Below are 18,870 nucleotides of genomic sequence, written 5' to 3'. Positions count from 1 at the left end.
AGCTCATGTACTTCCTCGTGGTGTTCATCGCGGCCCCGCTCGCGGCGGTCACGGGTGCACGCATGAGCGAGTTCTGGCCGAAAGACGCGAAGACGCTGAACAAGATCTACCCGGTGGAGGCTGCGCGCGCGCTTCACTTCCCGACGATGCTGTTTTTCGTGCTGTTCATTCTCATCCACGTGTTCCTGGTGTTCTCGACCGGTGCGCTGCGCAACCTGACCCACATGTTCGGCGGCACCGACGTGGTGAACTGGGTCGGGTTCTGGCTCTTCGCGGCCGCAATCGCCATCACGGCGGCCGGTTGGTACGCCGCCCGCCCGCTCGTGCTGGCACCAATCGCGAAGCTGTTCGGTCAGGTGAGCAGCCGCTAGGCCGCGGTGCCCGTTCCGTCCGGCGGGCCGGCATCGACAGGGAAGGTCATGAACGCCGGCGTCTCGTACGGGTGCGCGGACAGTGCGGCGTTGACGACATCGTTGCGCCGGGAGCGCGGATAAATCGCCTCGATCCGGGTTTCCGGGACATCCTCGGGCGAATCGACGGCGCCGACGGTCGGATTCGCGCCCGGCAGCGGCGTAAAGCGCCCGGTGCCGTCGAGGCTGAACGAGCAGTGCGAGTAGTTGCCCAGCCTGCCCGCCCCGGCATCGCCAATGGCCTGCCGCACAGCGTGCGCAGCTTCGGTGGGGACGTAGATGACCAGACAATCCATAGGCTCCATGGCTGAAAGTTTGGCATGGAGCACTCATCCTGCGGCAGCTTTACGCTACAGGGCGCCTGAAGGGGCCACAGCAAGCATTAGTCAAATTGACATAGAGCCGCCGTGCAGGAAAAACGGACGACGGCGGGACCTTCCGCCGTCGTCCGCTAGCGTTTGGTGCCGCTCCCCTAGGGTGCTGACCAGCCGCCGGTGGAAGCCACAAGCGTGCCGTCGACGACGGCTTCGAGCTCTTGCAGACGCGGGAGTGCCCGTGTCGTCAGCAGGTGCTCGCGGGTTTCGGCGGAGACTGCCATGCTGTCCTTCCACAGCGAGCGGCCCGCCATGGCACCGCCGGCGCCATTGGCCACCGCGATCTCGACCTGCTTGATGAACGTCTCGTGGTCAACTCCCGCGGACAGGACGGCCCACGGCACGCCGGCGGAGGCCTCGGTGACCGCGGCGCTGGCCTCGGCAGATCCCGGGTACTGCAGTTTGAGCACCTTAGCGCCGCATTCGACGGAGAGCCGCGCAGAGTCGGCAACGAGGTCGGGGAACGCCGCGGCGTAGGCTTCCTCGCTTTCGCCTTCGAGACGGTAGACCAGGATCTCGACGATGAGGAGGAGACCCTCGTCGGTGCATGCCTTGACGAGCTCGCGGATTTCGTCCGCGACGCGCGAGCCGGCATCCTGAAGGTCGGGGCGCATGTACCAGAGCATCTTGGCGACGTCTCCGCCGAGTTCGCGCGCCCTGCGTGGCGACATCCCCGGGACGAACTTTGTGTAGCGCAGGCCGTCCGCCGTATCGAAACCGGAAGCGTCCAGGCCCACAACCAGCGCGGTGTCGCGGGAGAGTACGCCCTCGTCCGCCACGCGGGGCAGGGCAACTTCAGGATCGAGCAGGATCGCCGGCGCGGCGTTTCCCAGGTAGCGGACTAGGTCCGCCTTTGCGTCGGAGAGCTGCTGGGCGGTGATGGAGTTCGGCCCATCGGGTGCGTCGTTCATCACGGCTTTCATTCCGTTGCGCTGGTCGGCGGCCACGATGAGCATCTTGCCGCTGGGGGTCGAGATCGCTGCCATGCCGCGGCGTTCGAGCGTGGTGAGTGTATTCACTGGGTTCTCCTAATTGGGTGGTTTTGGTCTAGTGGGGTCTGGAATCGGGCACGACGAATCGCGCCCCGTACGGGGTGCTGCTCTGGGAGGTGTGGCCCTTGGCGGGAGGTTGGAGTGGAACCGCTAGCGGCAGCTCAGCGCATGGCCTTCCGCCCTGCGAAGTCCGCCAGGAAATGATCGATCTGTTCGTGCGGCATCAGCAGGCCGTCAATGCGGATATGCGCGACGCCGGGAGGCTGCGTGACTTCGGGAGAGAGGAAACGCTCCGGTTCCTTGATCTTGTCGAGGTCGCGTGCGGCTCCGCGGAGCTGCATGCGCCTCACCACCTCGCCCTGCGGGGTGTCCATCCAGGCGAGGTGCACCCGCGGGTCCGGAATTGCGAGCCGCTCAACCAGTCGTTCCCATGCCGCCGGGAACGTGCGTTCGGAAGTGAACGGGGCAACAACAACCACGCTGTTGCCCAGAGCGAGATTCTCCCGGGTGGTGTCGAAGAGGCAGGTGTAGCGGATATCGTTCACGCTCGCCCGCGCGGCGGGTTGTGCCGTGGGGACGTCCACCAGGAACTCGCCGCCCATGTGTTCAAACAACGGGTTTGTGACGGTGTCCAGGTCAAGGATGGTCCAGTGGAGCTGGCGGGCCAGATCCTGGGCAAAGGTTGTTTTGCCACTCGCCGGCACCCCGCAGACGATGATCGCCTCGGATGCGCGTTCTTCGGTCATGTTCATGGTCATCCATTTCAAAGTGAGGTCAGTTTGCGGCGCCCCTGCGCCGGAAGGACGGTCAGCGGCTGGTGTAGCCGCCGTCGATGGGGAGGGAAGCGCCGGTGATCATGGAGGCGGCGTCGCTGAGCAGGAAGACGATGGGGCCGGCGACGTCATCGACCGCGGCCCAGCGTCCGAGGGGCATTTGCTCGAGGAAGGGGCCGCCGATTTCCGGCCGTCCCCAGTAGGAGTTGGACATGTCGGTCATGACCACCGTGGGGTTGACGCTGTTGACGCGGATGTTGTGCCTGCCAAGTTCCAGGGCGGACACCCGGGTGATGTTGTCCAGGGCGGCTTTTGAGGATCCGTAGGAGATGTGGCCCGGCAGCGCGACCATGCTGGCCTGGCTGGAAACGTTGACGATTGCGCCGCCGTTGCCCTGGCGGATCATGGCAGGTACCGCATATTTGATGACCAGGAGGGCGCCGCGGGCGTTGACGCTGATGACCTTGTCGAAGACGTCGATGTCGGTGTCCTGCGGGGTGGCGATTTCTCCGCCGAAGCCGCCGCAGTTCACGACACCCCAAAGGGCGAGGCCCTCGACGGCGTCCCTGATGCTTTCCTCGGAGGTCAGGTCGAAGGCCAAGGGCTGCGCGCCGGTCTGGTCGCAGAGCGATGACAGCGAGTCGAGCGTGCGGGCGCTGGCGATTACTTTTGCCCCGGCGGCAGCGAGTTGCCGTACGGTGGCCGCCCCGATGCCGCCGCTCGCCCCGGTAACAAGGATGGTGCGGCCGCTGAAGCCCGCTGTTTTGGCTTCGACGGCGGCGCTGGCTGTGGGTGAGTTGGTCATGAGGTTCTCCTGGTGGGTATCGAAGGTTCGGTGAGGTCCTGGACGGCAGTGCGCGCTCCGGACCGTTGCAGCGCTTCCCTGGCCTGCCGGTATGCGGCGGCGAAGCGGGCGTTCCGGCCCAGGTCGCCGAATACGTCGGTCAGGTTGAGGAAGGCGCCAGGTTCCGTGTGGTCCGCTCGGCTGGCTGCGCGGAGTTCGCCTAGGCGCCGGTCGGTGGTGTCGATGGGTTCGCCTTGTTCGTCAGTGCCTTCGAGAACGCGCGCCCAGGCTGCGATCACCAGGGCCGCCCGGACTACGGGGCCTCCAAGGCGGAGCTGTTCACGGACGACAGGCAGCACGAATTTAGGGATCCGTTCGGAGGCGTCGACCATTTGGCGGGCCAGGGTGTCCCTGACGGCGGGGTTGGAGAATCGGTGGATGAGTTCGTTCCGGTAGGCGTGCAGATCGATGCCGGGTACGGGCCGCAGGGTGGGTGCCACTTCGCTCTCCATGAAGCCTGCGACGAAATCGGCGAACAGCGGATCCGTGCAAACCTCATGGACATGCCGGTAACCGGCGAGGCAGCCGAGGTAGCTCATGACCTGGTGGCTGGCGTTCAGGAGCCGGAGTTTCATGACCTCATAGGGCTCGACGTCGTCCACCATCTGCACGCCGACGTCTTCCAGGGGCGGGCGGCCGGCAGGGAACTTGTCCTCGAGGACCCATTGCTCAAAGGGTTCGGCAATCACCGGCCATGCATCTGAAAATCCGTAGGTTGCGGTCACTGCAGCCCGGTCGGCGTCGGTGGTGACGGGGGTGATGCGGTCCACCATGGAGTTGGGAAAAGCTACCGTTTCCCGGATCCAGCCTGCCAACCCGGAATCCTTGAGCCGGGCGAAGGACACGAGCGCCTTGCGGGCGACGTTGCCGTTCCCCTGGATGTTGTCGCATGACATGACGGTGAACGGGGCAGTGCCCTGCTCACGCCGCTGCGCCAGGCCTGCGGTGATCAGGCCGAACGCGGAGCCTGGAACGGTGTTCGGCTCCAGGTCATGGAGGACGTCCGGCGTGCGCGGATCGAATTCCCCTGTGCTGTCACTGATGCTGTAGCCGCCCTCGGTAATGGACAGGGAGACTATGCGGGTGGCAGGATCCGCGAGTTTGCGGATGACCGCCGCGGGGTCGTGGGGCGCAAAGAGATATTCGGTGATGGAACCGATGATGCTGGCGTGTTCGGTGCCTTCGGCGCCCTTCAGCACGAGGGTGTACAGGCCGTCCTGGTTGGTGAGGACATCGTGCATGCGGGCGTCCGAGGGCAGGACGCCGACGCCGCAAATTCCCCAGTCCTGCGAGCCCCCGAGGTTCAGAAGCCTGTCGATGAACATGGCTTGGTGCGAGCGGTGGAATCCGCCGACGCCGAAGTGCACGATGCCTGTCCGGACGGCGTGCCGAGGATACGAGGGGATGGGTAGCCGGTCCTCCAGTTCTGGAAGGGCCGCTTCATTCAGGGACGTCATGTCATTCTTCTCTTCGGTCGGGAGAGGTGGGACGGTGCTGTTGCCCGCTTGTGAGTGGGCGGGCAACAGCACCGGAAAGCCGGTTAGCAAGAAGATTTGTAGACGTACTGGGCGCCGTCACCGCTGATGTTGTCCGCGGTGATCTGCTTGAACCCGGTCTGGATCTCCTTCTCGGTGGACTCGCCCTTGATGGCCTTCATGGCCTGGTCCACGCCCTGCGTGCCGATGGACGCAGGTTCCTGGGCGATCAGGGCCTGGACGACGCCGTCCTTGAGCTGCTTGACCTGCGCGGGCCCGGCATCGAAGCCGACGATCTTGACCTGGTTCTGTTTGCCGGCCTGGCGGATGCCTGTTGCTGTTCCTTCTGCTGCGAAGGTGTTGGCTGCGAACACGCCGACAATGTCTGGGTCCTTGGCCAGGGCAGCCGAGACGAGCTTGGCCGCTTCAGCCGGGTCGTTGTGGCTGTACTGCACACCCAGGTATTCGAAGGACGGGTCGGCTTTGGCGCCCTCTTCGAAGCCCGCGACACGGGCATCGGCTGTCGAGACGCCGGGGTCGGTGGAAATTACCAGGACTTTGCCCCCGCCGGGGCTGAGGTTCTGGATTGCCTTGAAAGCCTCCAGGCCGCCGCCCTTGTTGTCCGAGGCGATCGCCGACGCGGCGAACGAAGGGTCCTGCACCGTAGTGTCAACGAGGATCACCTTAATGCCGGCGGCCGCAGCCGCCTTCAACGGCGCCTGCATCGCGGCCACATCGGTCGGCGCGATGAGGATGGCGTCCGGCTGGGATGCCACGACGGAATCGACAATGGGCTTTTGCAGCGTCGGGTCGAACTTGGCCGGGCCCTGCGTGTTGACCGTTGCGCCGGCCGCCTTGGCAGCAGCGTCGATGCCGCATTGCATGCTGACGTAGAACTCGTCTCCGGCAACACCCTGGATGAACGTGAGCCTGGGCTGCGTTCCGGCCGCAGTCCCTGCCGAGGCGCTTCCGCCGGCACAGGCCGTGAGGGACGTTGCGGCGAGGACACCTGCAGCGAGCAGGGTCATTTTAGGGGTTAACTTCATTGTCGGGCTCCTGTTTGTTTGAAGGGGTTAAGACGGAAGGGAAATCAGCGGGACCGTCGGCCGAAGAGCTTCTTCTTGCCGTCAGCCTTGGCGGAATGTCCCCGGGCTGCCGCAGCCCGGCGGCGCTGATCGACATAGACGGCGACGACGAGGACGGCCCCGACTGCCACCTGCTGCCAGAACGGCTGGATGCCGACGATGACGAAGCCGTTCTGTAGTACTGCGGGGATGAAGAGTCCGACGACGGTTCCGAAGATGGTGCCGACGCCGCCGAAGAGTGAAGTTCCGCCGATCACGACGGCGGCGATGACGTTAAGGTTCGTCGCCGACTGACCCGCGATGGCAGTGGTGCCGTACTGGGACAGCGACAGGATGCCTGCCACGCCGGCGAGGCCGCCCGAGAGTGCGTAGATGGAGATCAGTTGGCGATCCACCTTCACGCCGACTCGTCGGGCGGATTCCTCGTTGGAGCCGACGGCGAAGGTGTAGAGGCCGAATCTGGTCCGGTGGAGTACGGTGCCGAAGATCAGGATAAGGACCATCGCGATCAGGGATATTGTCGGCAGCGTGGTTCCCGGGACGTTGCCGTAGCCGATGGTGTCCTGGAGCACCGCCGGGACTTCCCGGATGTCCACGCCACCTGTGATGACCTGTGCCAGCCCCAAGGCGCCGCCAAGTGTTCCGAGGGTGACGATCAGCGGCGGCACCTTGGCCTTCGCGATGAGAACCCCGTTGAGAAGCCCCCAGCCGAGCCCGCATCCGACGGCGACCAAGATACCCACAAGGGCCGTGCTCCAACCCGAGTCGCCCATGGCCTGCATGACCTTTGCCGCCACTACCCCGGAGAAAACAAGGTTGGATCCGACGGACAGATCGATCCCCGACGTGACAATGACAAACGTCATTCCGATGCCCAGGACGCCAAGGATGGAGACATTCTGGATGATCTGGCGGACATTGCCCCACGTCGGGAATACTTCCGGTGCCAGGGCTGAGAAGACCAGGAAGATGACCAGCAGAACAAGCAGGATCTGGAACGACTGAACCTGGAGCACCTGCCGGAGCGTGTGTGTCCGTGAAATTTCGGTTGCGGTCCCGGCGGTGCGGGGTACGGCTTCGGTGGTGGTCATGAGTGTGCTCCATCAAGTGCGCCGGTCATTGCGCCGACTAGTTCTTCCACAGATGTTTTCTTTGCTTCGTAGGTGGCCACGCGGCGTCCGAGCCGGAGCACCTGGACGCGGTCGGCTACGTCGATGACGTGCGGCATCGAGTGGCTGATGAACACGACGCCCACGCCTTTGTCACGGACCCTGCGAATTGTCTCGAGCACGTTCCTGGTCTGCACCACGCCAAGAGCGGCTGTCGGTTCGTCTAGGAAGATGACGCCCTTGGCCCAGGCAACGGCCCGCGCAATGGCGATCGCCTGCTTCTGGCCGCCCGACATGCTGCCGACGGGGTCGGAGAGGCTTCGAACCGTGGCGCCAAGTTCATCGAAGGCTTCCTGTGACTTGGCGCGCATCGCCTTGTTGTCCATGAATCCGAGCCGCCCTTGAAAGCCGGGCTTGGGGATTTCGCGGCCCAGAAACATGTTTTGGGCCGCATTCAGGTGTGGCGCCAGGGCCAGGTCCTGATAGACGGTTTCGATGCCCAGGCTGCTGGCCTGGCTCGGGGAACCAAGTTCGACCTCACCGCCGGCAAACAGGATCTTGCCGGAGTCCAGTGCAAGGTTTCCGGACAGTGCCTTCACGAGGGTCGATTTTCCGGCGCCGTTGTCGCCGATGAGCGCAACCACTTCGCCTGCGTGGACGTCGAAGTCGACGCCATCCAAGGCGCGTACGTTGCCGAAGCTGCGGGTCAGGCCGCGGGCTTCCAGAACCGGGATTGTTGTCATGATGTAAGACCTGTCAGCTGGTACGGGACGATTGCAGAGGCTCCGGCCGAGCAGCCGGAGACACTTCGTTGTGTTGTCACTTCTGTCTTCCTCTTCGTTGAAGGCTGGGCGAAGGTCTCACGGCTTTGGGCATACCGCAGGTCGATGATCAGATCGGCCCGTTCCCGGGTCGAGGCAACAACATCGGCATTGCGTTGGTCGCTGCCCAGCGCCCATGCCTCTGCCTCCTCGGGCAACTTGCCGAAAGCTTCGTGCCGCCTCAGGAGCCGGAGCTGCCGCTCGCCGTCGCTGATATCCAGGAACCAGACCTCGTCGATCTGTTCCCTGCATTCCCGCCAGCCTTCGGCGTCCAGAAGGAGATAATTTCCCTCGGTGATGACCAGCGGTACGTCGCGCTCCACCGGAACCGCGCTGCCGATGGATTCCTCAAGGCTGCGATCGAACATCGGGGCATAAACAACCGGTTCATCGTTCGTCTTGAGCCGGCGCAGCAGGTTGGCATATCCCCACGGATCGAACGTGTCCGGAGCGCCTTTACGGTCCCGCGAGCCGTGAGCCGCAAGGACTTCGTTGGCCAGGTGGAAAGCATCCATTCCGACCCGGGCAGCCTGGCCATCCAAGGCATCGGCGATAGCCTGCGCCACCGTGGACTTTCCGGCACCAGGCGCACCAGCTATTCCCAGGATGCGCCGGCTTCCAGCAACAGCAAGGGCGCCGGCCCGCTCCACTAGATCATCTAGCGAGCAAGCCAGCCGCTCAGGCCCCCGGAAGGGTGCCGAGCTCCGATCTTCAGCGGTGTTCATCACTGTCTCCTCCGTTGGTCATGCCACGGTGAAGAAGCTCTGCTGCTACACCTTTGAAGCGTTGTCTGAAACTAACCGGTACGTCTTGATCGCGGGGCTCGAACCTAAGGCTTCGAGGACTCGCCGTGATCTGCCTTACAAAAAATTTAGAGGGCCCATGTCATCGATGTCAAGGAATATCCGAAAACTTATGTCATCGATGACATGAGTTGCTTGAAGTTACCCTGAACATCAGGCAGGATGGGGAGGCAGCAGATTGTCACCGATGACATACTCAGTGTTGGTGGTGTTCCGTTTTGGACAGCCCCACCTGTAGGTGTGCCCAGAAAACAATGAAGGAGCCGAACCGTGACGACCATGCAGGATGTGGCCACGCGAGCCGGGGTGAGCGCCAAGACCGTGTCCAGGGTCTTCAATGACGACCCGCACGTCACGGAAGACACGCGGGAGCGCGTTCAGTCGGCCATGCGCGAACTCAGGTACGTGCCGAACATGCTCGCCCGCACCTTCCGCGAGGGCAAGTCAGCCGTCATCGGCATCGCCGTGCCCGACGTTGCCGATCCCTTCTTCGCTGCCGTCACGAAGGGGATCGAGCTGGCGGCACGTGAACACGACATGGCCATAGTCGTTACCAGCCTCGGAGACAACCCGCCCCTGGAGCAAAGCATTATTGAAACGACGGTCCGCCGCCAGATCGACGGCCTCATTATCGCCCCGATCGCCGCCGACCAGTCCTACCTCGCACGCTGGCAGGACAGCTTCCCCATCGTGTTCATCGACCGCATACCCACCAAACTCAACGCGGACTACTTCGTCGAAGACGACTTCGGCGGAGCATTTGAAGCGACGCAGCACCTCATCGCCCACGGGCACCGCCGCATCGCCATCGTCGGAGACTCAACTGACGTCCCCACCACGAAGCTGCGGTTGGAGGGGTATCTCGCCGCCCTCGCCGACGCTGGTTTGAAAAGCGACGAAGGGCTGATTGCGCTCGGTTCGCGCGACGCGGATGCTGCCGCCCATGTCTGCAAGACCCTGCTAGCGCTGCCTGATGCGCCCACCGCCATCTTTTCGTCCAACGCGCGGTTCTCAACCGGCGTTTTCCCGGCCCTTCAGGCCTTGAACAGAACTGATATTGCGCTGATCAGCTTTGGCGACTTCCCCATGGCGGATGTCCTCCAGCCCTCGGTGTCAGTCATCGATCAGAACCCCCGTTACGTTGGACGAGTCGCTGCCGAACGCATCCTCGCCCGGATTGCAGCGCCCACCAAGAGGTTCCGGCGGAAGAATGTCATTCCTGTCAAGCTGATCGAACGCCAATCGTGCCAGTCAGTCCATGTACCGTCTGCCCCCGCAGTCAACCAGTGATGCCGACAATGTAGGTTCTTGAGTGGCGGGTGCGTTTGCGTTCAGACGTGCTGATCGACGGGCACCGGATTCCATCCGGGGCAGGACTATAAGGCTCGCCGGCCCCTAGTTTCCTCGTCTGGCCCGAAAAGAAGCTCCGCGCCGTTGGCCGAGCTTCTGGGAAGGTAGCAGAACCTACAGCGCCGACCAGCCGCCGTCGGAGGCGAGGATGGCGCCGTTGACGTTGGTGCCGTCGTCAATGAGCAGGAAGGTGATGGACGCGGCGAGCTGCGCGGCGGTGGCGGGCGTCGGGACGTGGCTTGCATCAGCGGGCCGAGGCGTTCGGCCGCGAGCTGGGATCCCCAGTTGGCCACGATGTTGGTGATGGTGGCGCCAGGCGCCACGGCGCTGAAGCGCAGGCCTCTGGGCCTGTACATCACGGCCGAGTTCGAGATAAATGCGGAGGAGGCACCGAAAGCGCTTCTGGATACCCACGTTATAGGAACAAAAGGGCAACATACTGGCGAATTCAGCACCCTCCGATGATCCAGGGGCGGCAGGAGAGGACAAGAGGTCCCGTCGAGTAAAAGGGAGCAGGCCAAAACTCCAGGACGCAAGTTATTCGCCGGGCGGCAGGAATTCGATCAGAGCAGATTGGGGTCCGGGATCCGCCAGGAGACCTCATTGCGGTTCAACCCGGAAGACGTGCGGGATGAAGTCAATCGACCCATAGCCGACGTTAGGCAAGGCCGTAGTATCCGTGTCTCATAGGACTAATCACACCCGAAGCCTGCGTCCGCACTGATGCACTGACGGCAAGAGCGCTGGTTACCTGGCTGGATCTGGCGGAGCAGCAGATTCTTGCGGAGCCCCGGCGACAACAACCGAATGAGGGCCAGGACGCTCGGTACGGACCAGGGTAGCGATGGCCTGCGCAATCTTACGTCCGCCTTGGGACGAAGGCTCGATTGGATTCGCGTAGTCCCCGTCTTCACTACAGATCAGCCGGAGGTCGATCAGGGGTGTTCCGCGGGAAAACGCTGCCCTCGTAATGGAATCATTGAAGAGGGACAGCGCTGCCTTGATGACCTTCTGGTTGGGCTCTGAGGGGGGAGTGTCGTAGATGGTGCATACGGCCGTGGGCAGACCATGTGCCAGGACGGCAGGCAGCATGCCCAGGTAATCGGCGTCGAACCTGTCCCTCGCCGCGCCAAGCAGAAGCAGTGCCTCGGCCACAGAGGCGGGATGCTCCTGCAGTAAGGGCGCATAGCCGAGTGCGTCGTTTCCGCCCGCGCTCACCACCAGGTGGGTAGCGTCCCCGGGGAGTTCGCCAAGCTGGCGGGCGACGCCGGCGATGATGTCCCCGTCCACCGCAAGGAGGGAGCATTTCCAGCCCGGCAGCTCTTGCCGCAGCTGGCTGATAAGGTCCGGGCCACCGTTAACGTAGGCGCCGTTGTCGAAGATGGAATCGCCCAGCAGGACCACGTGGCCCGCTTCTTGGCGCCTATTTGCTGCAACATCCATGAGGCACATGCTGCACCCCCGCGTGCATATTCGCCACCTGCAGAACGGGTGCGGCCTCCATCGGGTTCCAGTAGTGCCCATTAGCGTGGTGTAACGGCCCGGCTTGGGCGTGTTGCTCCCGAATGTGAGGCGGCCATCGCGTGATTCTTGAAACGACCTACAAAGTCTGTTCACAAGGAGATTTCACGCGATGACCGCACCCCAAGATATCGACCCTGCCCGCTTCCTGCCCGAACAACTCGAGCAGGCCAGCCCTGACCTGATGCCTCGATGCTGACCACGTTTATCAATGCGCTCATGAGTGCCGAGGCGGACGCCGTGCCATCGAACGGCGACAGATAAGTCATAGCCATGCGGATCAAAACCTGGAGGCCTTGGAAAGAAGAACGCTGGAGTATTTGGAAAGATTGCACATTCCACAACTAGGCGACCTTCTCAGCGTCAGATTGAATCGAAGCACTTTCTTACCAGAAATAAGCGGGCGATCATTCGATGAGCTCTCCAGCCAGGGACTGAAAACGCTCATGAACGTCGCCCATGCGCTCGCGCACCACACGGTAGCGATCGACCGCAGCTTGCCGCTGCCTGGGCTTCTCGTTCTGGACGGAATTTCTGCTAATGCAGGCAGAGACGGTTTCGACCACGATCGAGTTAGGGATATGTACGAGTTACTCATCGACGTGTCGGATGAATACGAGGGTAGATTGCAAATAATTGCCGTTGACAACGACGTCCCGCAGTCGATCCGTGATCAAATCTCGGAAGGGATCGTACTAGACCTCAGCCAAGCCGACAGACTGATTCGATCAGAACCTATGACCTAAGATTCCCGCTATACCTCCGCAACCGGAGCCGCGAACTGCGCCGCGTACAGCGCCGCGTACGCCCCGCCCGCAGCCAGCAACTCCGCATGCGTCCCCTGCTCCACGATCTGGCCGGCCTCCATCACCAGGATGAGGTCGGCGTCGCGGATGGTGGAGAGCCGGTGCGCGATCACGAAGCTGGTCCGGTCGGAGCGCAGCGCGCTCATCGCTTTCTGCACCAGCACCTCCGTCCGGGTGTCCACCGAACTCGTCGCCTCGTCCAAGATCAGCACAGACGGCCGGGCCAGGAACGCCCGGGCAATGGTCAGGAGCTGCTTCTCGCCGGCGGACACGTTGCCGCCCTCGTCGTCGAGCACGGTGTCGTAGCCCTCCGGCAGAGACCTGACGAACCGGTCCACGTGCGTCGCCCGGGCGGCCTCCAGGATCTCGTCCTCGGATGCCGAGGGCATGCCGTAGGCGATGTTGTCGCGGATGCTGCCGCCGAACAGCCACGTGTCCTGCAGCACCATGCCCATCCGCGAGCGCAGCTCGTTGCGGGTCATCGCGGTGACGTCCACGCCGTCGAGCGTGATCCGGCCGGCGTCGATCTCGTAGAAGCGCATCATCAGGTTCACGAGCGTGGTCTTGCCCGCCCCGGTGGGACCCACGATCGCCACCGTCTGCCCCGGTTCGGCCACCAGGCTCAGGTCCGAAATCAGCGGCTTGTCCGGCGAATACGAGAACGACACGTCCTCGAACACCAGCCGCCCCCGCCCACCGGCAGGAGCAACACCAGGCTCAGGATCCGGCGACTGCTCATCGGTGTCCAGCAGCTCGAACACCCGCTCCGCCGACGCCACCCCGGACTGCAGCAGGTTCGCCATCGCCCCGAGCTGGGCCAGCGGCTGGGTGAACTGCCGCGAGTACTGGATGAACGCCTGCACATCCCCCAGCTGCATCGCACCTGTTGCCACCTGCAGCCCGCCCACCACCGCGATGCCCACATAGACCAGGTTCCCGATGAACGTCATGGCCGGCATGATCAGCCCGGAAATGAACTGCGCGCCGAAACTGGCCTGGTACAGCTCGGCGTTCTTCTGCCGGAACCGCTCCTCCACCTCCCGCTGCCGGCCGAAGACCTTCACCAGCGCATGCCCGGTGTAGGTCTCCTCGATCTGCCCGTTCAGCTCCCCGGTGTGCTTCCACAGCGCCACGAACAGCTTCTGCGAGCGCTTGGCGATCATGGCCGTGGTCACGAGCGTCAGCGGAATGGTCACCAGCGCAATCAGCGCCAGCGTGGGCGAGAGGAGAACCATCATCAGCAGCACCCCCGCGACGGTCAGCAGCGAGGTCACCGCCTGGCTGAGCGACTGTTGCAGGCTCTGCGAGATGTTGTCGACGTCGTTCGTCACCCGGCTGAGCAGCTCGCCGCGCTGGATCGAGTCGAAGTAGCGCAGCGGCAGTCGGTTGATCTTCGCCTCGATCCGCTCCCGCAGCCGGTACACGGTGCGCTGCACGACGCCGTTGAGCACGTACGCCTGCACCCAGCCGAACGCGGAGGCCAGCACATACAGCGCCAGCGCCCAGAGCAGCACGGCGGACAGTGCGGTGAAGTCGATCCCGGTCCCGGGCGTCAGCGCCATCGCGCTGAGCATCTCCGCCTTTTGGTTCTCCCCCGCCGCGCGCAGCTGCGCAAGCAGCTCCGCCTTGCCCACCCCGGGCGGCAGCTCCTTGGACACGACGCCGGCGAAGATCAGGTTGGTGCCCTCGCCGAGCAGCCGCGGCCCGATCACCGAGAACGCCACACTCACGACGGCGAGCACCAGGACCAGCACCAGCCACAGCCGCTCCGGACGCAGCTGGCCCAGCAGCCGCTTGGCCGAGGGCCCGAAGTTCATCGCCTTCTCCGCGGGGATGTTCATCCCGGCGAAGGGTCCTCCGCGGCCTGGTCCGCCGGCAGGCCGCGGAATCCGTACGACGGCGGGCGCCGCACCGGGCGCCCCGCCGGGCTTGGAGCCGCCCGGCGCCACCGGCGTCGTGCGGTTCGGCGCCCTCATGCCGCCTCCTCCGCCGCGAGCTGGGAACTCACAATCTCCTGGTACGTCGCCGACGTCTCCAGCAGCTCTCCGTGCGTACCCTGCCCGACGATCCGGCCGTCGTCGAGCACCAGGATTTGCTCGGCGTCGAGGATGCTGGAGACCCGCTGGGCGATGATCACCAGGGTGGCACCGGCGGTGTGCTGCTTGAGGGCCTGCCGGAGCCGGGCGTCAGTGGCCGTGTCCAGCGAGGAGAACGAGTCGTCAAAAATGTAGAGCTCGGGCCGTTTCACCAGCGCCCGGGCGATCGCGATCCGCTGCCGCTGCCCGCCGGAGACGTTGGTTCCGCCCTGCGAGATCGGCGCATCCAGCCCGCCCTCCATCTCCCGGACAAAGTCCTCCGCCTGCGCAATCCCGAGCGCCCGCCAGAGTTCGTCCTCGCTCGCGTCGGGTTTGCCGTAGAGCAGGTTGCTGCGGACCGTTCCGGTGAACAGGTAGGGCCGCTGCGGGACCAGGCCGATGTGCCCCCAGAGCAGGTCCGGGTGCAGTTCGCGGACGTCGACGCCGTCGATCCGCACCGAGCCGGCCGTCACATCGAAAAGCCGCGGCATCAGGTTCACCAGGGTGGTCTTGCCGGAGCCGGTGCTGCCGATGATCGCCGTCGTCTGCCCCGCGCGGGCGGTGAGGCTGATCCCGCTCAGGACCGGGGCCTCGGCACCCGGGTAGGCGAAGCCGACGTCGCACATTTCCAGCTCGCCCCGGCCGGTGCGGCCGGAAAAGCCGACCGGGTGCTCCGGTGGCCGGACGCTGGACTCGGTGCCGAGGACCTCGCCGATCCGGTCCGCCGAGACCGAGGCGCGCGGGATCATGATCGCCATGAAGGTGGCCATCATGACGGACATCAGGATCTGCAGAAGGTAGCTGAGGAACGCGACCAGGGTGCCCACCTGCATGGAGCCGTCCTCGATCCGGAACGCGCCGAACCAGATCACCGCCACGCTGGAGACGTTCAGCACCAGCATCACCACCGGGAACGCAAGCGCCATCAGCCGGCCGGCGCGCAGGGCCGTGTCCGTGACGTCCTCGTTGGCCTTGCCGAAGCGGGCGGTCTCCAGCTCCTCCCGGACGAAGGCGCGCACCACGCGGATGCCGGTGAGCTGTTCGCGCAGCACCCGGTTGACCGTATCGATCCGCGTCTGCATCAGCCGGAACAGCGGGACCATCCGGCTGATGATCAGCGCGATCCCGATCAGCAGCACGGGCACGCTGACGGCGATCAGCCAGGACAGCTGCACGTCCTGCCGGATAGCCATGATCACCCCGCCGATGCTGAGCATGGGCGCCGCGACCATCATGGTGGCGGACATCAGCACCAGCTGCTGGACCTGCTGGACATCGTTGGTGGAACGGGTGATGAGGCTGGGGGCGCCGAAGCGGGTGACCTCCTGCTCGGAGAACTCCACCACCCGGCCGAAGATGGATCCGCGCAAGTCCCGCCCCATTCCCATCGCGGCCTTGGCACCGAAGTACACCGCGGCGATGGTGCAGGCGATCTGCAGCAGCGTGACCAGCAGCATCACGCCGCCGGTGGCCAGGATGTATTCCGTGTTGCCCTTCGCGACGCCCTCATCGATGATGTCCGCGTTCAGGGTGGGCAGGTACAGCGAGGCGATGGACTGCGCCAGCTGGAAGACGACGACGGCGAGCAGCAGCCGCCGCTGCGGCCGCAGGTATTCGACGAGCAGTTTCCAGAGCATCCGTACTCCCAGCCCGGTGCCACCCGAAGTGGTCCGAACGTCAGTTTACGTCCGCTGGTTGTCAGCGGTGCTGGGAATTTGCCTTGAGCTGGGAGGGTCCCCGAGGCCGGTGCCCCCCACCCCGCTCCCTGGTGAGGTGCCATAGAGGAAGCAGTAACCACGGGCCTGCACCCTGTCTCTGAGCAGGCAGGGTGCAGGCTGGAATCAGAACTTCAGCAGGACTTTTGACGACCCTGTGCCTCGGTCCGATGCGGTGCGAAAGGCCTCCGCGGCGTCATCAGCGTCGAACGTATGCGACAGCACCGGTTCCACATCCAGCCCGTCGGCGAGATAGTCCAAGGCGGTGCTTATCTCGTCCTCAAAACGGTAGGTTCCGCGGTAGTCGATCTCGCGTGATACCAAGGCCGCGAGTTCGACTGACACGGGACCGGCGGGCAGGTTCCCTACCTGAACCACGATGCCTCCCCGGCGGACAGCAGATAGCACGCCGCCCAGCACGCCAGGGATGCCGGAGGCCTCGAAAGCCACATCCGCCTCGGGAAGTGCCTCGTTCCGTGCGTTGACTACCGTATCGGCGCCCATGGCCCTGGCGACGGCGAGTGAAGATTCCGCCACGTCGCTAGCGTGGATGATTGCTGCCCCGGCGAGACGGGCGGCAGCAATTACCAAGGATCCAATGGGACCGGCGCCATTGACGAGGACCGTCTTACCTTCGAGGGTTCCTGCACGCCTCACGGCATGAATCGCAACAGCAAGCGGCTCGGCTACGGCCGCATGGCGGGTGCTGACACCCGGCGGTGCCACGCGAATCTGGTCGGCCGCCACGACCTTTTGGCTCGCGAACGCTCCTTCCGTGTGCGGGAAATGAGCAGCACTTCCGTAGTAGCTGACGTGCCCGCAGAGGTTACTCCGGCCGGCAAGGCATGCCGTGCATGCTCCGCACGTCGTCGCGGGGTGGATCGTCACGACCTCGCCCTCGCGAAGCCCCGAGACGTCGGCGCCGAGGGTCCGGATCCGGCCCGCCACTTCGTGGCCCAGGATCATCGGCTGCTTAACTTTGCTCAGGCCGGTGGCCCCATGCAGAACGTAGTGAATATCCGAGCCGCAGATGCCGCCATACTCAATATCAACGATCACAGCGTCCGGAGGGCAAAGCGGGTCGGGACGCTCCTCTACCCTCAGGTCGCCCTTCCCGTGTACGACGACGGCTTTCATACTGCGTCCTCCACCAGCGTGAGGTCCCGGTCATTGGTTTCAGGAGCGAAGAAGGTGGCTACGAAGGCAATCGCGGAATACAGCATCATCAGACCGGCGATCGGCCACCAGGAATTGCTGAAAGCGACCAGCAATGCTCCGGCCGCCAGCGGAGCCAGTCCGCCGGAGAGGACGCCCCCGATTTCCTTGGCCAAGGCCAGCTTGGTGTAACGGCTCCTCGATCCAAAAAGTTCGTTCACATAGGCCGATTGCACTGAGAACATTCCCAGCACGGAAATCGACAGTCCAATAATGATCGCGGTGCTGACCAGGAACGGGTCCTTGGACTGGATCATGAGCATTGCGGGAACGGCGAAGAGAAGTTGGAAGCCTGAAAGTGTGCGGTACATGGTGCGCCGTCCCACACGGTCCGACAGCCAGCCGAACAAGGGGACCGTCAGGAATCCGATAAAGGAACCGATGAGGATGGCGAGCGTTCCCACTCCTCTGTCCATCTTCAGCCCGGAGACCAAGTAGCCCACGAGGAAGGTTTGGATGATCGCAGAGTTGCCGCTCTCGCCGATGCGGAGGCACATGGCCAGGACGAAGGCCTTGCCCTTGCGACGCGTGGCCAGCTGAAGAGTCGTTTCAACATCTGCCACGTCCGGGCGGGATGCCTCGAAGACCGGGCTCTCCTTGAGGTTGCGGCGCATCCACAGGGCGTAGATCGTGATGCCGATACTCAGGATGAACGGAACGCGCCATCCCCAGGAGAACAGCGCTTCTTCGGGCAGCATCATAAGCAGAACCCAGAGGCCGGATGCGAGGAGTGTTCCCGAGTTCGTGCCCAGGCAGACAAAGGAGGCAACCAAGCCGCGGCGCCGCGGCGGAGCATATTCGGCAAGCATCACGGATGCGCCGGAAAGCTCTGCGCCGGCTCCAAAGCCCTGGGCCAGCCGCAGGACGACGAGCAGCAACGGCGCGGCTACGCCGATCTGCTCGTACGTCGGCAGGAAGCCGATGAACATGGTGGAGACACCCATCAGCATGATGGTCGTGACCAGGACTTTCTTACGACCCAGCCTGTCGCCCATACGCCCGAAGTACCACGCGCCCAGCGGCCTCGCGAGGAAACCGACGGCGTAGGTCAGGAAGGCGACCAGCATTCCGACCACCGCATCGAAGTTGGGAAAGAAAATGCGGTTGAAAATAATGGCCGCGGCCAACGAATAGAGCTGGAAATCCATGTACTCCATCGCAGTGCCCAGCCAGCCCGAGACTGCTGCTCGAACCAGATCACTGGTAGACCGCTTTGTGCGGTCGACCTGTACCGTTCCCGTCAAGGTTTCCCCTTTACTCCAAGGCCCGCCAATGGGCCCGCTCGTCATCTTCGTTGAATCGGCGTAAAGACGACGCGCCGTTCCGTCGGTGGAACCGTGCAGGCGTCTGTGACCGAAGACACTCTGCAGGCCAGGAGCCCGAGCTGTCAAACTTTGTATAGACAATGAGACAAAGTTACAAAAGCTGAGGGTCCTCGACCTTCGATTGCCGCGCCTCCGTGTGGGACCTTTCACCCGGCATAGGCTGCAAATTCATGCAAT

At 64.0% G+C, this 18,870-nt stretch carries 17 protein-coding genes; 2 read left to right on the top strand and 15 right to left on the bottom strand.

The window, feature by feature from the left end; genetic code table 11:
• The first annotated feature begins 5 nt into the window (after nt 1–5).
• On the top strand, nt 6–371 hold the full coding sequence (locus QFZ69_RS01205; protein ID WP_306915026.1) for a hypothetical protein: 366 nt from the start codon (nt 6–8) through the stop codon (nt 369–371).
• Here QFZ69_RS01205 and QFZ69_RS01200 read toward each other — a convergent pair.
• The 9 genes from QFZ69_RS01200 to QFZ69_RS01160 all read right to left on the bottom strand — a co-directional run bounded on the left by QFZ69_RS01200 (nt 368) and on the right by QFZ69_RS01160 (nt 8,608).
• Nucleotides 368–706: a hypothetical protein gene (locus QFZ69_RS01200; protein ID WP_306919556.1), complete on the bottom strand. Its 339-nt coding sequence runs from the start codon at nt 704–706 to the stop codon at nt 368–370. The genes QFZ69_RS01205 and QFZ69_RS01200 overlap by 4 nt on opposite strands.
• A 176-nt stretch (nt 707–882) precedes the next feature.
• Nucleotides 883–1,803: a hypothetical protein gene (locus QFZ69_RS01195; RefSeq protein ID WP_306915024.1), complete on the bottom strand. Its 921-nt coding sequence runs from the start codon at nt 1,801–1,803 to the stop codon at nt 883–885.
• A 134-nt stretch (nt 1,804–1,937) separates the two neighbouring features.
• Nucleotides 1,938–2,528 (bottom strand): ATP-binding protein, encoded by a 591-nt coding sequence (locus QFZ69_RS01190; protein WP_306915023.1) that lies wholly within the window; start codon nt 2,526–2,528, stop codon nt 1,938–1,940.
• Between the two features lie 55 nt (nt 2,529–2,583).
• Complete coding sequence (locus QFZ69_RS01185; protein ID WP_306915020.1) at nt 2,584–3,354, bottom strand: SDR family oxidoreductase; 771 nt, start codon at nt 3,352–3,354, stop codon at nt 2,584–2,586.
• Nucleotides 3,351–4,850, bottom strand: coding sequence for a mannitol dehydrogenase family protein (locus QFZ69_RS01180; RefSeq protein ID WP_306915019.1), 1,500 nt, complete (start codon nt 4,848–4,850; stop codon nt 3,351–3,353). The genes QFZ69_RS01185 and QFZ69_RS01180 overlap by 4 nt, the downstream gene beginning before the upstream one ends.
• Nucleotides 4,851–4,933: 83 nt before the next feature.
• Complete coding sequence (locus QFZ69_RS01175) at nt 4,934–5,914, bottom strand: ABC transporter substrate-binding protein (protein ID WP_306915017.1); 981 nt, start codon at nt 5,912–5,914, stop codon at nt 4,934–4,936.
• 44 nt (nt 5,915–5,958) lie between these two features.
• The gene (locus QFZ69_RS01170) at nt 5,959–7,044 is read right to left on the bottom strand and encodes an ABC transporter permease (RefSeq protein WP_306915015.1); all 1,086 of its coding nucleotides are present in this window, start codon (nt 7,042–7,044) and stop codon (nt 5,959–5,961) included.
• Nucleotides 7,041–7,805 carry an ATP-binding cassette domain-containing protein gene (locus tag QFZ69_RS01165; RefSeq protein WP_306915013.1) on the bottom strand — a complete coding sequence of 255 codons (765 nt, stop codon included), beginning with the start codon at nt 7,803–7,805 and terminating at the stop codon, nt 7,041–7,043. The genes QFZ69_RS01170 and QFZ69_RS01165 overlap by 4 nt, the downstream gene beginning before the upstream one ends.
• Nucleotides 7,802–8,608, bottom strand: coding sequence for a nucleoside/nucleotide kinase family protein (locus tag QFZ69_RS01160; protein ID WP_306915011.1), 807 nt, complete (start codon nt 8,606–8,608; stop codon nt 7,802–7,804). Before QFZ69_RS01160 ends, QFZ69_RS01165 begins: the two co-directional genes overlap by 4 nt.
• A gap of 357 nt (nt 8,609–8,965) precedes the next feature.
• Between QFZ69_RS01160 and QFZ69_RS01155 the strand changes: the two genes are divergently transcribed.
• Nucleotides 8,966–9,976: a LacI family DNA-binding transcriptional regulator gene (locus QFZ69_RS01155; protein ID WP_306919555.1), complete on the top strand. Its 1,011-nt coding sequence runs from the start codon at nt 8,966–8,968 to the stop codon at nt 9,974–9,976.
• A 174-nt stretch (nt 9,977–10,150) separates the two neighbouring features.
• On the opposite strand, the gene QFZ69_RS01150 is transcribed toward QFZ69_RS01155, so the two are convergent.
• From QFZ69_RS01150 to QFZ69_RS01125, 6 genes are all read right to left on the bottom strand, one after another.
• Nucleotides 10,151–10,450, bottom strand: coding sequence for a hypothetical protein (locus QFZ69_RS01150; RefSeq protein ID WP_306915010.1), 300 nt, complete (start codon nt 10,448–10,450; stop codon nt 10,151–10,153).
• A 333-nt stretch (nt 10,451–10,783) separates the two neighbouring features.
• The gene (locus tag QFZ69_RS01145; protein ID WP_306915008.1) at nt 10,784–11,479 is read right to left on the bottom strand and encodes an SGNH/GDSL hydrolase family protein; all 696 of its coding nucleotides are present in this window, start codon (nt 11,477–11,479) and stop codon (nt 10,784–10,786) included.
• 832 nt (nt 11,480–12,311) lie between these two features.
• Nucleotides 12,312–14,339, bottom strand: a complete 2,028-nt coding sequence (locus tag QFZ69_RS01140) for an ABC transporter ATP-binding protein (RefSeq protein WP_306915004.1) — start codon at nt 14,337–14,339, stop codon at nt 12,312–12,314.
• Nucleotides 14,336–16,075, bottom strand: a complete 1,740-nt coding sequence (locus QFZ69_RS01135) for an ABC transporter ATP-binding protein (RefSeq protein WP_306915002.1) — start codon at nt 16,073–16,075, stop codon at nt 14,336–14,338. The genes QFZ69_RS01140 and QFZ69_RS01135 overlap by 4 nt, the downstream gene beginning before the upstream one ends.
• 204 nt (nt 16,076–16,279) lie before the next feature.
• On the bottom strand, nt 16,280–17,290 hold the full coding sequence (locus QFZ69_RS01130) for an L-idonate 5-dehydrogenase (RefSeq protein ID WP_306915000.1): 1,011 nt from the start codon (nt 17,288–17,290) through the stop codon (nt 16,280–16,282).
• Nucleotides 17,287–18,612, bottom strand: a complete 1,326-nt coding sequence (locus QFZ69_RS01125) for an MFS transporter (RefSeq protein ID WP_306914998.1) — start codon at nt 18,610–18,612, stop codon at nt 17,287–17,289. The genes QFZ69_RS01130 and QFZ69_RS01125 overlap by 4 nt, the downstream gene beginning before the upstream one ends.
• Nucleotides 18,613–18,870: the final 258 nt, after the last annotated feature.

The organism is Arthrobacter sp. V1I7 (assembly GCF_030817015.1).
Classification (GTDB): domain Bacteria; phylum Actinomycetota; class Actinomycetes; order Actinomycetales; family Micrococcaceae; genus Arthrobacter.
The sequence above is the reverse complement of the archived record's forward strand: the minus strand, read 5'-3'. Positions and strand labels throughout refer to the sequence as shown.

Coding starts and splice junctions, on each gene's coding strand:
- QFZ69_RS01205 (WP_306915026.1), top strand. CDS start 6: ATGTACTTCCTCGTGGTGTTCATCGCGGCCCCGCTCGCGGCGGTCACG.
- QFZ69_RS01200 (WP_306919556.1), bottom strand. CDS start 706: ATGGATTGTCTGGTCATCTACGTCCCCACCGAAGCTGCGCACGCTGTG.
- QFZ69_RS01190 (WP_306915023.1), bottom strand. CDS start 2,528: ATGAACATGACCGAAGAACGCGCATCCGAGGCGATCATCGTCTGCGGG.
- QFZ69_RS01185 (WP_306915020.1), bottom strand. CDS start 3,354: ATGACCAACTCACCCACAGCCAGCGCCGCCGTCGAAGCCAAAACAGCG.
- QFZ69_RS01180 (WP_306915019.1), bottom strand. CDS start 4,850: ATGACGTCCCTGAATGAAGCGGCCCTTCCAGAACTGGAGGACCGGCTA.
- QFZ69_RS01175 (WP_306915017.1), bottom strand. CDS start 5,914: ATGAAGTTAACCCCTAAAATGACCCTGCTCGCTGCAGGTGTCCTCGCC.
- QFZ69_RS01170 (WP_306915015.1), bottom strand. CDS start 7,044: ATGACCACCACCGAAGCCGTACCCCGCACCGCCGGGACCGCAACCGAA.
- QFZ69_RS01165 (WP_306915013.1), bottom strand. CDS start 7,805: ATGACAACAATCCCGGTTCTGGAAGCCCGCGGCCTGACCCGCAGCTTC.
- QFZ69_RS01160 (WP_306915011.1), bottom strand. CDS start 8,608: ATGAACACCGCTGAAGATCGGAGCTCGGCACCCTTCCGGGGGCCTGAG.
- QFZ69_RS01155 (WP_306919555.1), top strand. CDS start 8,966: ATGCAGGATGTGGCCACGCGAGCCGGGGTGAGCGCCAAGACCGTGTCC.
- QFZ69_RS01145 (WP_306915008.1), bottom strand. CDS start 11,479: ATGGATGTTGCAGCAAATAGGCGCCAAGAAGCGGGCCACGTGGTCCTG.
- QFZ69_RS01140 (WP_306915004.1), bottom strand. CDS start 14,339: ATGAGGGCGCCGAACCGCACGACGCCGGTGGCGCCGGGCGGCTCCAAG.
- QFZ69_RS01135 (WP_306915002.1), bottom strand. CDS start 16,075: ATGCTCTGGAAACTGCTCGTCGAATACCTGCGGCCGCAGCGGCGGCTG.
- QFZ69_RS01130 (WP_306915000.1), bottom strand. CDS start 17,290: ATGAAAGCCGTCGTCGTACACGGGAAGGGCGACCTGAGGGTAGAGGAG.